We start from the raw sequence: 13,791 nt of genomic DNA, 5'->3' as shown, positions 1-13,791 counted from the left end.
GACCTGGACCTCGCAACGGGCGGCCAGGCCGGCCGCGACGACGTTCTTGGCGACCCAGCGCATCGCGTACGCGGCCGAGCGGTCCACCTTCGACGGGTCCTTGCCGGAGAAGGCGCCGCCGCCGTGCCGGGCCATGCCGCCGTAGGTGTCGATGATGATCTTCCGGCCGGTCAGACCGGCGTCGCCCATCGGGCCGCCGATCTCGAAACGCCCGGTCGGGTTGACCAGCAGCCGGTAGCCCTCGGTCTCCAGCTTGATGCCGCCGGCGGCGAGTTCGGCCAGCACGTGCTCCACGACGTGATGGCGGACGTCCGGGGTCAGCAGGGTGTCGAGGTCGATGTCGGAGGCGTGCTGCGAGGAGACGACGACGGTGTCGAGACGGACGGGGCGGCTGCCCACGTACTCGATGGTGACCTGGGTCTTGCCGTCGGGGCGCAGGTACGGGACGGTCCCGTCCTTGCGGACCTCGGTCAGTCGGCGCGAGAGGCGGTGTGCCAGGTCGATCGGCAGCGGCATCAGGGACGGGGTCTCGTCCGTGGCGTAGCCGAACATCAGGCCCTGGTCGCCGGCGCCCTGCTTGTCGAGCTCGTCCCCCTCCCCACCCGCGGCGGAGCCCTCGACGCGCTTCTCGTAGGCGGTGTCGACGCCCTGCGCGATGTCGGGCGACTGCGCGCCGATGGACACCGAGACGCCGCAGGAGGCGCCGTCGAAGCCCTTCTTGGAGGAGTCGTAGCCGATTTCGAGGACCTTGTCGCGCACGAGGGCCGGGATGTCGGCGTAGGCCTTGGTCGTGACCTCGCCCGCGATGTGCACCTGGCCGGTGGTGATCAGGGTCTCGACGGCGACCCGGGAGGTCGGGTCCTCGCGGAGCAGTGCGTCGAGGATGGTGTCGCTGATCTGGTCGGCGATCTTGTCGGGGTGGCCCTCGGTGACGGACTCCGAGGTGAACAGGCGGCGGGACATGGCTCTCCAGAGGTGTGAGGTCCGTGGAACGGTTCGAGGTCCGTCGAACGGTCGGTCGTCGGCGTGGCCGGACGGCCCGGTGGCCGTCCGGCGGTCGTCCGGCGGATTCGTCATCCGGCGCGTTCGGCGGCGGATTCGAGCAGTCGGGCGAGGTCGGCGGCGGAGGTCGCGGTGCCGGTGAGCACGATCAGCGGCGGTCGGCCGCCGTTCTCCGCGATGAGCCGGGTGATTCCGTACGCGGCGACTCCGCAGCCGGTGAAGCCGCCGAGCACCAGGGGGCCGCCCGCGTCGATCAGCGGTCGCAGCGCGTCGTACCCGGCCCGCGCGTCGTCCGGCGGGGTGTCCAGCAGCACGAGGGCCTCGGGGCCCCGGTAGGAGCGGGCGAGCAGGTCGTGGCGGAAGCGCGGGGTGCTGTGTGTCGGGACGAGGCAGACAGTGCCGACGCCGGGTTTCCGGGACGGCCGCAGGGTGATGATCGCGGACGCCCCACCGGACCCGGTTCCGGTCCCGGTGCTGTCTCCCGCTTCGGATTCGGCTCCGTCGTCCGTGGTCGGGCGTGCTTCCACACCCGTGCCCGCTTCCACACCCGTGCCCGTTTCCGCTTCGGTGCCCGTTTCCGCCTCGGTGCCCATGTCCGCGCTCGCGTCCACGTCCGCTGCGGACAGGAGCTCCAGCACCTCGGCGACGGTGGTGAACTCTCCCGCGATCCGGGGGAGTTCGTCCAGCAGGTACGCGGCATGCGCCAGCACGCCGCCGATACCGGCGAGTTGGGCGCGGTCGTAGGTGACGGTCATGACGAGCCCGCCCGCTTCGTCGTGGTGGGCGGCGAGCGTGAGGGGGAAGGCCGTGCGGGCGCCGAGCGTCTCCGGGGGGTCCACCCGGATTCCCCGGGCGGCGAGTTCGGGGGCGGGGCCGTCCGCGTTCCGGGGCCGGCCGTCGAAGGCGACGAGGCTGCCCTCCGGTCCGGCCGGTCGGTCCGGGGTCCCGGTCCAGCCACGGATGCGGCYCGCCGACACCCATTCGTACGCCGCCATGTCCAGCGCCCGGTCGCGCAGCAGGGCGAGCAGTGCGGGCACGCTCGATCGCGGGTCGACGACGACGGACATCGGCAGCGGGTTGCGCAGCGAGCCCGGCAGCCGTTCCACCGAGTCGAACGGGATTCCGCGGCCGGACACGGTCACGCTGAAGCGGACCGGCCGCGGGTCGGCCGAGCCTGTGGCCCGGTACAGCAGCAGCGCCCACACGGCCTGGAGCGCGCCGCTCTCGGTGCTGCCCCAACCGGCCGCCCAGGCACCGAGCCGTGCCGTCTGGCCGGCGGTCAGGCGCAGTCGGGTGCGCCCGGTTCCGGTGCTTGTCCCGTGGGAGGCGGAGGCAGGGGTGCCGGAGGTGTCGGGGAGCGGGGAGTGCGCAACGTCGGGCGGGGGTGCGGCCTCCGTCCAGAACTCCCGTGCGGGGCCGATGTCCTGGCGGGCGAGCCACTGCGTGTAGTCGCCCATGTCGGGGCGGCGTTCGCCACCGGGCAGGACGCCGTCGGCCAGGTAGGCGCGGTAGAACTCCCGCAGCAGCAGGCGTGCGCTCCAGTCGTCGAGCAGCGCGTGGTGGTAGGTGAGCAGCACCCGGGTGGGCGGGGCGGTGACCGACACGACGGGGCCGCCGCCCAGCACGGTCACGCGCAGCGGTCCGGGGCGGCGCGGGTCGAGGCCGCGTCGCCGGTCGTACTCGACCACCGACGCCCAGTCCTCGGTGCTGTGCGGCAGCCGTACCACTTCGGCCCGGACCCGGTCGTGCACCACGATCCGCGGTTCGGGGCCGTCGTCGAAGGCGGAGCGCAGCACGCTCTCCCGGTCGAAGAGGGACTGCCAGGCGGCGGTGAAGCGTTCCGGGTCGAGCGGGCCGTGCCAGTCCCAGGCAAGCTGCTCGACGTGGCGCCCGGTGCCCGGGTGCGCGTCGGCGTCGGCGAGCAGTTCGAGCTGGAGCGGGCTCGCCCCGGCCGTGCGCACGCGGCGACCCGTCAGGGGCGGGTCCGTGAGCAGGTCGGCCAGCAGTCCGGCCGGGAACTCCCCGGGGGCGCCCATGGTGAGTCTCAGGGTGTGCAGGCCGGGTCCGTGGGGCCGGAGCCGGTGCTGCCAGGCCGGGCCGTCCGGCCGGCGGGCGGCGAGCCGGTCCAGTGCGGCCTCCAGGCTCCGGGTGTCCAGGGGACCGCGGAGTTCCAGGAACGGCGGAGCGTCATAGGGGGGTTCCCCGGGGTCGACGACAACGGTCATCGGTCCATCCGGAGAGACCTGTGACATCGGTGAGAAATGGTTGGCGGTCATGATGTGTCGGGGCGCGCACCCCCTCCCTCCCCTCTCTACGAGCACGGAACGAGTATGCGAGGCCCGCCCATACGGACCTGATACGGCGCTGACACGGCGGTGGGCCGGGGTCTCCGGCCATCGGCACGGTGTTCGGTGGAGCGGACTCAAGTCTTCGGTGGAGCGGATTCGGTGCTGTGGTGCTGCGGTACTCCGGTGGTGCGGGTCGGGCCGGTCAGGGGGACGGGCTGAGTGGTCGGCGCAGTCCGGCCTCGAACGCGTAGACCACCGCCTGGACCCGGTTGCGCAGGCGCAACTTGCCGAGCAGGTTCTGCACGTGCGTCTTGACCGTGTGTTCGGAGAGCGTCAGCGAGCCGGCGATCTCCGTGTTGGTCAGTCCGTGGGCGAGCAGGCCCAGCACCTGCCGCTCGCGGTCGGTGAGCTGTTCGGGGCCGACGTCGGAGATGACCGGGGCGGTGGGTCCCGTCCCGGGGGCGGCCGTGGGTGCCGGTCCGTCGGGCCGTGCCGCGACGGTGTACCCGGCGGCGGTCAGCACGACGGCGGAGGCGAGCTGGGCAGCGGTGACGGTACCGGGCAGCCGGCTGTGCGCCGGGCCGGGGTCGGTTTCCGGTTCCGGCCCGCCGATGGTGAGCAGTCGGCAGTCCGGCGGAAGCGTTCCGGGGCCCGGGATGCCGTGCGCGAGGACGACGTCCGGTCCGGCGGCGGCGATGTCGTCGGGGCAGGCGGGCCCCGGCTCCCCGTCGCCCACGACGTGGATGGCGGGCCTGCCGTCGAGCAGTGCCCTGATGCCGCCGCGGGCCAGGGCGTCGGCGCCCAGCACGTACACCCGTACCGTCGTGGTCGCTCCGGCCGCGTGCGGCGCGGCGGGTGGTGCACCGCCGGGCAGTACGCGCAGGGTGGCGCGGCGGGCCGCGAGCACCGAGAGGTCCCTTTCCCCCACGACCAGCCTCCTCGTTCTCCGTATCCGCAACCGTCCCCCGGCACGCTAGCCGGGTACGGGGGCGGGACCGGATTTCTCCAGCCGCCCTGGACGGATCCGCGAACGGCCCTGTGGGCCCGCCCGGGACGGAGGGGTCCGAGGACGGCACGGTTACCGGTTCAGCGGATAATTCGGTAACCGATCCCGCGGTGTCAGTCGGGGTCGAGGAGTCCCGCGACGGCCCCCATGAACCCTTCGTCGAGCATGGTGCGGGCCGCCGTGTCGCGCGAGGTGTCCAGGCCGGAGTCGTGGCAGGCCACGCTGACCAGGTAGCGGCCCAGCACGCGACGGGTGGTGAACGCCCATTCGCCGCGCGCGGCCGGTCTGCCGTCGGGGGCCAGCAGCCCGCCCTCGCCGACGCCGAAGCCGAACTCGGTGAAGCCGAGCCGCAGTCCCTGTCCGAGTGCCTTGGTGTACGCCTCCTTCAGGGTCCACAGCCGCAGCAGCTCCGCCGTCCGTTCCGTCTCGGACAGTTCGGCGAGGGCCGCGCGCTCGGTGGGGGTGCAGACGTGGCTCTGGAGGAGTTCGAACGACATGTGCCGGTCGGCGGGTTCGGCGTCGACCCCGATCCGGCCGCTGCGGCTGATGCCGACGGCGATCAGGTCGTCGGTGTGGGTGAGGCTCACGTCGATCTGGTCGAGACCCCGCAGGTAGGGTCGTCCGCCGATCTTGTACGCGAGGTCGAGTTCGGCGGGTCCGGTGCCCAGCGCGGCGGCGGCCGTGAACTTGGTGGCCAGCCGGGAGGCGACGAAGCGGAAACGGATCGTGGGGTCGGTGGTGCGCCGGTAGCGCTGCCAGTCCCGGCCCAGCAGCGGGCGCAGCGAGGGATCGGCGAGGGCGCCGGTGAGCCACTCCCCCCAGGTGGTGTGCACCACGGCGTTGCCGCGCAGGTCCATTCCCTCCCGCACCAGGTCCCACGGCCCGTCGGGGCCGCTGACGTGGATCGGCTCGGTGATGCGTTCCTCGGTCGGCGCCGGGGGCAGCGGCTGTTCGATGTCCATCACGTCGCCCGCGCCCGGTATCCCTGTCATCGGCTCTCTCCGCGTCAACGGTCTTTCCTTCCCTGCTCGTTGCTCCGTCGGTGCCTGCCCGTTCACTGCGCCAGGGCGATGGCGTCCAGGTCGCAGCTGCGGCCCGTCCGGTATCGGCGGACCAGTTCGTCCAGTACCTGTGCCGGACAGCCGTCGGGCAGGTCGGGCACGTGCATGCCGAGGCGTTCGCCGAGGCGGGACAGGGCGAGCACCGCCCAGGCCGGGTCGGCGAGGAACGGGTCCAGGCCGTCCTGGCCCTCCCACACGCCGAGCACCGCGGCGGCGGCGACAATCAAGCTGTAGCGGTCGCTGAGCACGCAGACGGCGGGGTCGGCCAGTGCCGTGGTGCCGTACGCGGGGAGCCGACGGCATTCCTCGCGCAGCGCCCGCAGTTCGGTGACGAAGCCCTCCGCCAGCTCGGCGAGGGCGGCGATCTGGCCGCCGAGGCCGCGGGACGCGGCGAGCCGGGCGGCGGAGCCGACGAGGGAGGCGGCCATGAAGTCGCCACCGCCCGCGATGCCCAGCGCCCGGTAGTCCAGGGCGGGCAACTCGGCGCTCCGGCGGAAGAGTTCGGGCGGTGGCTCCTCCTCCGCGAACCAGGAGCGTTCGGCCAGGCCGCGCAGTTGCGGGACGATGACGGACTGGCAGGAGGCGGTTCCGGCATGGCCGAGCCCGGCGACCGGCAGGTCCCGTACGAGCTTGTCGAGTGCGCCGTACTCCGGGTTGTCGTGCTCGTAGCCGCGTGCGCCCAGGACGGTGGAGAGCTCCTCCAGGTTCTCGCGCAGCAGGTCGGGCACCACGTATTTGACGGCCGCGGCGAAGACATGCGCCCGGTCGGGCAGCAGGCTCAGTGCGCGCAGGACGACGGTGGCCATGCTGTCGCAGGCCAGCAGGTCGGCGAAGACCCCGGTCAGCGGTTTGTGCCAGCGGCGCGCGATGGTGCTGCGCCCGGTGGTCGCGGCCCGTACGGCGGAGTGCAGGACGGTGTCCGCGGCCGCGGTGACGACGCCGCAGATGAGGCTGCGGTTGACCTGGAAGGTGCGCAGGGCGAGGGGGACGCCGTCCCCGGTTTCGCCGACGCGGGCGTCGTCGGGGACGGTGTGCCCGGCGAACTCCAGTCCGGAGAAGAGCGCCCCGCGCATGCCGGAGGTGGGGACGCGCGGCAGGTGCCGTACGGCGGTGCCCTCGTGCCGGCCGCGGTCCAGGAGCAGCACGGAGTGGCTGTGCGGTCCGCGGGCCGGGGCGGTGCGGGCGTAGACGACCTGGGCATCGGCCCGCGCGGCGTTGATGATCACGTCCTTGCGGCCGTCCAGCCGGTATCCGCCGGGGGTGGTGCGGGCGGTGAACTCGTGCCGCAGGATCGCGTTGGAGTGGGCCAGTTCGTGGTGGAGGATCGTGGCCCGGCCGCCGCCGAGCAGCAGGTCGGCGACGCGGCGCCGCTGTTCGGGGGTGCCGGCCGCCCAGACGGCGCCGGAGGCGAACAGCGAGGTGATCCCGAAGCCGAAGCCGAGGGCGACGTCGCGGCGGAAGACCGGGCGCAGGACGCGTGCGAGCAGGTCGGCCCGGGTGAGCCGGCCGCCGTGCTCGACGGGTACGAACTCGGCGCCCAGCCCCGTCCCGGCGAGCAGGTCCTCCGTGTCGGCGGGCGGGGTGTGCCGGGCGTCGGCGGCGAACAGCGCGCGCAGCCCGTGCGGGTTGGCGGGGTCGTAGGGATCGCCGAGCAGCGTCTCCAGCCGGGTCGCGCGCGTGCGCGCGTCGGCCTCCCACCGACTGCGGTCGGCATCCGTGGTCTCGATGGTCTCGGCAGTGATGGTCATGGCAGCGGGTGTCAGCTCCGTCGTCGCAGGATGCGCGCCAGGTATCGCGCCCGTACGCACGACCCTGACGGCAACGGCTCGCGCCGCGCTGGAGCGAAGCTCGACGCGTCGTCCGCGGTTCCCCGAACGGCCGCCGAGCCATCCGGGACCGGATTCCGTTCGTTTCCCGAGCCGGACCCGAATCCGGCCCGAGAACAACCCGAATGGAATTCAAGTGGAATTCAAGTGGAGTTTGAGCAGGAATCGAGCGAAGCTCCATCGGAAGTCCACCGGGAGCCCACTGGAATTCGAGCGGGATGTGGCGGAGCCGGTTCGCGTGGAGGAAGGAAAAAGGCTGCCGCCATCCCGCGGGGGGATGGCGGCAGCCTCTTCAGCCGTTCGGTCTCACCCGGTCTTGCGGCGGAAGTACCGCTTCTTCCCGGCAGGCCCGCTCATGTTCTTGACCTTCATCCGTCCTTCCTCGTGGGCCTGCTTGGACTTCGTCGCGTTGGCCTTCCGCTCAAGTGCTTCGCGGAATTTCTGCCGGGGGTCGTTCTCTTCGAAATCGACGAGCGGCTTGTCGGTCATGCGAACCTCCTGGACGCAATTGACAGCTCGGCCAGCCTGACACAGGAAATCAGAGCGGACCAGATTTACTTTCGGTCAGAGGAAATTGAATTCGGCCTATGCCGGGTCCGGTACGAGACGGTCGGCCGCCGCACCGGCGGGCGCGTCGGCGCCGGAACCGCTCTTCTCCGCCGCCCCGTCCTTGCGGCCCGGCAGGAGCGGGCTGAGCAGTGCGACCAGCGCGAAGACGCCGACGTTGTACCAGAGCGTCACGGCGGTGGCGTCGCTGAACCGTTCGGCGCGGCTGCCGCCGCCGGAGCCGGAGAGGCTGAAGAAGATCACACCGACGACGGCGATGCCGGTGGCCGTGCCGAACTGGATGAGCGCGTTGACGACGCCCGATCCGGCACCGGCGTCCTGCTGCGGTACGTCGCCGAGAACGACGTTGGTGAGAATGGGCGAGCACAGGCCCATTCCGAGGCCCACGACGAGTTCCGCCCCGGCAACCTGGTACCAGGTCAGGTCCTGGCCCTGCGTGTGCGTCAGCAGGATCATGAGGAGCGTTCCGACGGCCATGATCGAGGTGCCGAGCGCGACGAACGCCCGCCCGTTGGCGGTGCCCTTGCGCCAGGCGATCTGGAAGGTGGCCGTGATGCCGATCGGGAAGGCGACGGTGACCAGCGCCGTACGGATCGCGGACCAGCCGAGGCCCAGCTGCATCTGGTAGGTCAGCACCAGGAAGAACGAGGTGATGCCGGAGAAGGCGAGCATCACGACGAACACCCCGGCGGTGAACGAGCGGTGCTTGAAGAGCGTCGGAGGAATCAGCGCCGAACCGTCCTTCTCGTGGCGCCGGCGCTGGTAGAGGGCGAACGGGACCAGCAGCAGGAGCGCGGCCCCCATCATCACGAACATCCATACGGGCCAGCCCTGTTCACGTCCCTGCACCAGCGGGAACATCAGGCCGAGCGCGGCGACGGTGATCAGGGCGACGCCGGGGACGTCCAGCTTCGGCGCCTGTTCGGACTTGCTCTCCGGCAGGCACCACAGGGCCAGTGCCACGGCGATCACACCGAACGGGATGTTGATGAGGAACACCGCGCGCCAGCCCAGGCCCATGACGTCCAGGTCGGTCAGCACACCGCCGAGCAGCGGTCCGCTGACACCGCCGAGTCCCAGCACGGCACCCATCATCGAGAACGCGACGACCCATTCCTTCTGGTCGAACGTGGTCATGATGACGGACATCACCTGGGGCACCATCAGTGCCGCCATGACGCCCTGGGCCAGCCTGCCGCCCACCAGCACGCCCGGTGTGGCGGCCACGCCGCAGACCACCGACGCCAGCGTGAAGCCGATCACACCGGTGATGAACAGCTTCTTGCGGCCGAAGATGTCGCCCAGCCGTCCACCGGTGATCAGGAAGACGGCGAAGGCGAGGGCGTAGCCCGCCAGTGTCCACTGCGCGGTGGCGTAGTCGGCGCCCAGGTCCTCCTGGATGCTGGGCAGCGCGACGGTGACGATCGTCGAGTCGACGTTGTCGAGGAAGGCCGCGAGCAGCACCACGGCGAGAGCGATCCACTTGCGACGCGATGGGTCGGGGGCCGCCGGGTTCTCCGTCGTTCCCGCGGCCGGTTTCGCCGTCTCTGTCGTTTCCGCTGTGTGTGTCACTTGATCAACTCCGTGTGGAACGGTTTCGGGTGTGGGGAGCGCGTCGCGGGACCGCGCGGCCGGCTGCCGCGCGGCCGGTTCAGACGACGCCCAGTACGGCGTCGAGCGCCTTGTCCATCTCTTCTGCGGTCAGTTCCTCGGCTGTCTGCAGCACCGCGGCGGTGTCGCTCCGGTCCGGGGTCTGCTCGGGTCGTGCGAGTTCCAGCAGCCGGTCGAGCAACCCGCTCTGCCGCAGCTGTTCGGGGCTCACCCGGGCCAGGGCCCACTGGGCGGCCCGGGCGGGGTCCAGGGGCGGCTCGGAGCTCTCGACGGGCTCGTCGAAGGAGAGCCGCCCGTGCAGGAAGTCGGCGATGGCCCGCGGCGTCGGATGGTCGAACGCCAGGGTGCTCGGAACGGCGACCTGCGTGTACTTGGCGATGCGGTTCTTGAGCTCGACGGCCATCAGGGAGTCCCAGCCGAACTCCCGCATCGCCTTGTCCAGCGGTACGTCTCCGGTGCCGGACAGGCCGAGCACCGCGGTGACCTCCTGCTGCACGAACTTGCGCAGCGAGACGATCCGCTCCTCGGCGGGCAGTGCGGCCAGCCGGTCGCGGAAGGCGGAGGCCTGCTCCGCGTCCCGGCCGGACGCCCGCTTGGGCCTGGGCCGCACCAACGCACGCAGCAGGGCGGGCAGTCGGTCCTCCCCGGCCTGCTGGAGCCGGTCGGTGTCGAGCTTCAGCGGCACCAGGTGCGGTTCGGGCCGTGCCAGTGCCGCGTCGAGGAGCCGCAGCCCCTCCCGCACGGTCATCGCCCGGGCGCCCTGGCGCCGCATCCGGGCCAGTTCGGCCTCGCCGAGCCGGGCGGTCATGCCGTTGCCGCCCTGCGCCCACAGCCCCCAGGCGAGCGCGGTCCCGGCCAGCCCCCGCTTGTGGCGGTGGGCGGCGAGCGCGTCGAGGAAGGCGTTGGCCGCACCGTAGTTGCCCTGTCCGGGCGAGCCGAGCGTGCCCGCCACGGACGAGAACAGCACGAAGGCGTCCAGGTCCAGGTCCCGGGTCAGCTCGTGCAGGTGCCAGGCGCCCGTCAGTTTGGGGGCCAGCACCCGCTCGAAGCGTTCCGGTGTCTGGTTGGCCAGCACCCCGTCGTCGATCACGGCCGCGAGGTGCACCACACCGGTGAGCGGGTGCTCGCGTCCGGCCTCCGCCAGGACCGCGGCGACCTCGTCCCGGCTCGACATGTCGCAGGCCACGATGTGTACGGACGCGGCGCCGGCCGCCGTCAGCTCGTCGGCCAGCCCGGCGGCGCCCGGCGCCTGCGAACCCCGGCGCGACGTCAGCACCAGGTGCCGTGCGCCGTGCTCCTCGACCAGGTGACGGGCGACCTCCCGGCCCAGTTCGCCGGTGCCGCCGCTGATCAGCACCGTGCCGTGCGGGTCCAGTGCGCGGGGCACGGTCAGCACGATCTTGCCGGTGTGCCGTCCCTGTGCCATGTACCGGAACGCCGCGGGGGCCTCCCGCACGTCGTAGGCGAGGTACGGCAGCGGTTCGACGGTGCCGTTCCCGAGCAGTGCGGAGATCTCCGTCAGCATCCGGTGCAGGTGCTCCGGGTCGAGCGACATCAGGTCGAACGCGCTGTACACGACGCCCGGGTGGTCCTCGGCGACCGTCCGCGGCTCGCGGATGTCCGTCTTGCCCATCTCCAGGAACCGGCCGCCGCCCGGCAGCAGCCGCAGCGAGGCGTCCGTGAACTCCCCGGCCAGCGAGTTGAGCACGACATCGACGCCCGTGCCGCCGGTGCCGGTCAGCCAGCGTGCCTCGAAGTCCGTGTCCCGCGACGAGGCGATCCTGTCGTCGGTGAGCCCGAGGGCCCGCAGGGTCGGCCACTTGCCGGGGCTGGCCGTGCCGTACACCTCCGCACCGAGGTGGTGTGCGAGCTGCACGGCCGCCATGCCGACGCCGCCGGCCGCCGCGTGCACCAGCACCTTCTCACCGGCCCGCAGGGCGCCCAGTTCGGTGAGCGCGTAGTGGGCGGTGAGGAAGGCCAGCGGAATGGTCGCGCCCTGCTCGAACGTCAGCGTGTCGGGCAGCTTCGCCATGAGGTGCCCGTCGCCGCGCACCTCGGTGCCGAACGCGCCGAGCGCCAGCCCCATCGCCCGGTCGCCGGGCTCCAGGTGGGTCACGGCCGCGCCGGTCTCCAGTACGACACCGGCGAACTCCAGGCCCAGCTTGGGCGTCGCCACCATTCCGAGGGCGTTGAGGACGTCACGGAAGTTCATTCCGGCGGCGCGCACCGCCACCCGGACCTCGTGGGCACCGAGCGGGACGGACCGGTCCACGGGGACGAGTTCGAGGCTCTCGATGCTGCCCTTCTCCCGGATGTCCAGGTGCCAGGGGCCGTCTCCGGCGGGCGGGAGGAGCGTCCCGCCCTCCTTCGACGTGCGCACCAGCCGGGGCGCGAACACGGTCGTGGCGCGCAGCGCCAGCTCCGGTTCGCCCGTCACGGCCAGGGCGCCCGTCAGGAGCCCCGGGTCCGGGTCGGCGACGTCGATGTCGATCAGGCGCAGGGACCGGTCCGGGTACTCACCGCGCACGGACCGGACGAGACCCCACAGGGGTGCGTCGCCCAGGGCCCCCGCCGCGTCCTCGGGCCGGGCCGCGACCGCGTTCCGCGTCACCCAGACGAGTTCGGCGCCCTCCAGCGTCTCCTCGGCCGTCAGCCGCTGGAGCAGACCGAGCGCGTCCAGGGTGACGGCCCGGGCCCGCCCGGCGATGTCGCCGGTACCGGGGGCGGCGTCGGCACCGGTACCGATGCCGGTCGTGGCGTCGACGACGATCCGGCGCGGACGGTCCCCGAGGGCGAGCAGCGCGTCCGGGTCGGCGACCCGGATGACACCCAGGGCCTGCGCCACGGCGTCCCCGCCACCGAGCACGACGGTGCCGTCCGGGTCCCCGGCCGCAGGGGTGTCGGGCAGGTTCACCGGCTGGAAGTCGACACGGTGCAGGTGGTCCCCGACCGACGGTCCGGCGACCCGCAACTGGTCCGCGCCCGCCTGCTGGATCTCCAGACCGGCCGCGTGCAGCACCGGTTCGCCCATGGCGTCGGCGACGGTCACCGTGACCGTACGGCCGCCGGAGCCGGACGGGTCGGAGTCCACCTCGATCCGTACGCGCAGTTCGGCGGCGCCCGTCGCGTGCAGCGCCACGTCCGTCCACATGAACGGCAGCAGCACGGTGTTCTCGGGCCGCTCCCCGGTGTCCACCCCGGCCAGTACGTGCAGGGCCGCGTCCAGGAGCGCCGGGTGCAGGCCGAAGTCGTCGGCGTCCGCGCGGACCTCCTCGGGCAGCACCACCCGCCCGTACGCCACGTTCCCGCGCCGTGCGAGTTCACCGAGCCCGCGGAAGGCGGGGCCGTATTCCAGTCCCTGTTCCCCGAGCCGCTCGTAGAAGCCGTCGAGGGGTACGGGTTCGGCCCCGGCCACCGGCCAGGCCCGCAGCTCGCCGATCCCCTCGGACGGGATGTCCTGCTGCTCGTCGTCGGCCAGTTCACCGGTGGCGTGCAGGGTCCAGGCACCCTGCTCCGCGGTCGTCTCGGGCTGGCTGTGGATCCCGATCGCACGCCGGCCGTCGTCGTCGGGCGCACCCACCTTGAGCTGGATCCTGAGCGGGGTGTTCTCGTCGAGGACGAGCGGCTGCGCGAGCGTGAGCCCGTCCACGCGCGCCGAGCCGACGGCCCGTGCGGCGGTGAGGGCGAGTTCGAGCAGTCCGGTGCCGGGGACGATCACGGAGCCGAACACGGCGTGGTCGCGCAGCCACGGCTGATCGGTCAGCGACAGCCGGCCGGACATCAGGTGTCCCTCGCCGTCGGCGAGCGTCATGACGGCCGCGAGCCACGGGTGTTCGGCGGCCACGAGCCCCGAGTTCCGGGCGTCGCGGTTGCCGTTCCTGGCGGGTTCGATCCAGTAGTGCTTGCGTCGGAAGGCGTACGTGGGCAGGTCCACCGGCGTCCCGCCGGACAGCACCCCGTCCCAGGCGATCTCCTGCCCGGAAACATGGAGCTCACCCAACGCCCGCAGCAGGGAGCGGACCTCGTCGACCGGCTCGTCCGCGCCACGGACAGTGCGCTGCGAAGCGGTGAACACCGCCTCGCCCCGCACGCATCCCGCGCCCATCGCGGACAGCACCCCCGCCGGGCCGCACTCCAGATACCGCGACACCCCGGACCGTTCCAGGCACCGCACCGCGTCCAGGAACCGCACCCCGTCCCGCACCTGACGCACCCAGTACCCCGGATCGGCCAGCTCCTCCCCCGACACCACCCCGCCCGTCACCGTCGACACCACCGTGACCCCGGGAGCACCGAACGCACAGCCCTCCACGACCTCCCGGTACGCGTCCAGCATCGAGTCCATGTGCGGCGAGTGGAACGCGTGCGACACCTCCAGCCGCCGCGTCCGCCTCAACGCGTGCGACACCTCCAGCCGCCGCGTCCGCCTC

8 protein-coding genes are annotated in these 13,791 nt (G+C 72.5%); all 8 read right to left on the bottom strand.

The genetic code is table 11. The features are described from left to right. Nucleotides 1-963 (bottom strand): methionine adenosyltransferase (gene metK, locus EAO76_RS41790; protein WP_148841460.1); only part of this gene is annotated, 963 nt, incomplete at its 3' end. Nucleotides 964-1,073: 110 nt separating this feature from the next. Beyond that, nucleotides 1,074-3,227, bottom strand: a complete 2,154-nt coding sequence (locus tag EAO76_RS41785) for a condensation domain-containing protein (protein ID WP_148841459.1) — start codon at nucleotides 3,225-3,227, stop codon at nucleotides 1,074-1,076. A 265-nt stretch (nucleotides 3,228-3,492) separates the two neighbouring features. Then, complete coding sequence (locus tag EAO76_RS45615) at nucleotides 3,493-4,218, bottom strand: response regulator transcription factor (protein ID WP_262376207.1); 726 nt, start codon at nucleotides 4,216-4,218, stop codon at nucleotides 3,493-3,495. 191 nt (nucleotides 4,219-4,409) lie between these two features. Further along, nucleotides 4,410-5,288 carry a 4'-phosphopantetheinyl transferase superfamily protein gene (locus EAO76_RS41775; RefSeq protein ID WP_262376206.1) on the bottom strand — a complete coding sequence of 293 codons (879 nt, stop codon included), beginning with the start codon at nucleotides 5,286-5,288 and terminating at the stop codon, nucleotides 4,410-4,412. A 62-nt stretch (nucleotides 5,289-5,350) separates the two neighbouring features. After that, nucleotides 5,351-7,105, bottom strand: coding sequence for an acyl-CoA dehydrogenase family protein (locus tag EAO76_RS41770; RefSeq protein ID WP_148841458.1), 1,755 nt, complete (start codon nucleotides 7,103-7,105; stop codon nucleotides 5,351-5,353). A 384-nt stretch (nucleotides 7,106-7,489) separates the two neighbouring features. Then, nucleotides 7,490-7,672 (bottom strand): DUF5302 domain-containing protein, encoded by a 183-nt coding sequence (locus tag EAO76_RS41765; protein ID WP_148841457.1) that lies wholly within the window; start codon nucleotides 7,670-7,672, stop codon nucleotides 7,490-7,492. 96 nt (nucleotides 7,673-7,768) lie between these two features. Further along, complete coding sequence (locus EAO76_RS41760) at nucleotides 7,769-9,322, bottom strand: MFS transporter (protein WP_148841456.1); 1,554 nt, start codon at nucleotides 9,320-9,322, stop codon at nucleotides 7,769-7,771. Nucleotides 9,323-9,401: 79 nt separating this feature from the next. Then, entirely contained in the window at nucleotides 9,402-13,757 is a 4,356-nt protein-coding gene (locus tag EAO76_RS41755) for an SDR family NAD(P)-dependent oxidoreductase (RefSeq protein ID WP_148841455.1), read from the bottom strand. Nucleotides 13,758-13,791: the final 34 nt, after the last annotated feature.

This window comes from Streptomyces sp. sk2.1, assembly GCF_008120935.1.
Classification (GTDB): Bacteria; Actinomycetota; Actinomycetes; order Streptomycetales; family Streptomycetaceae; genus Streptomyces.
The sequence above is the reverse complement of the archived record's forward strand: the minus strand, read 5'-3'. Positions and strand labels throughout refer to the sequence as shown.

What these genes read in the sequence shown, in the direction of transcription:
- EAO76_RS41775 (WP_262376206.1), bottom strand. Translation starts at nt 5,288, where the DNA reads ATGACAGGGATACCGGGCGCGGGCGACGTGATGGACATCGAACAGCCG.
- EAO76_RS41770 (WP_148841458.1), bottom strand. Translation starts at nt 7,105, where the DNA reads ATGACCATCACTGCCGAGACCATCGAGACCACGGATGCCGACCGCAGT.
- EAO76_RS41765 (WP_148841457.1), bottom strand. Translation starts at nt 7,672, where the DNA reads ATGACCGACAAGCCGCTCGTCGATTTCGAAGAGAACGACCCCCGGCAG.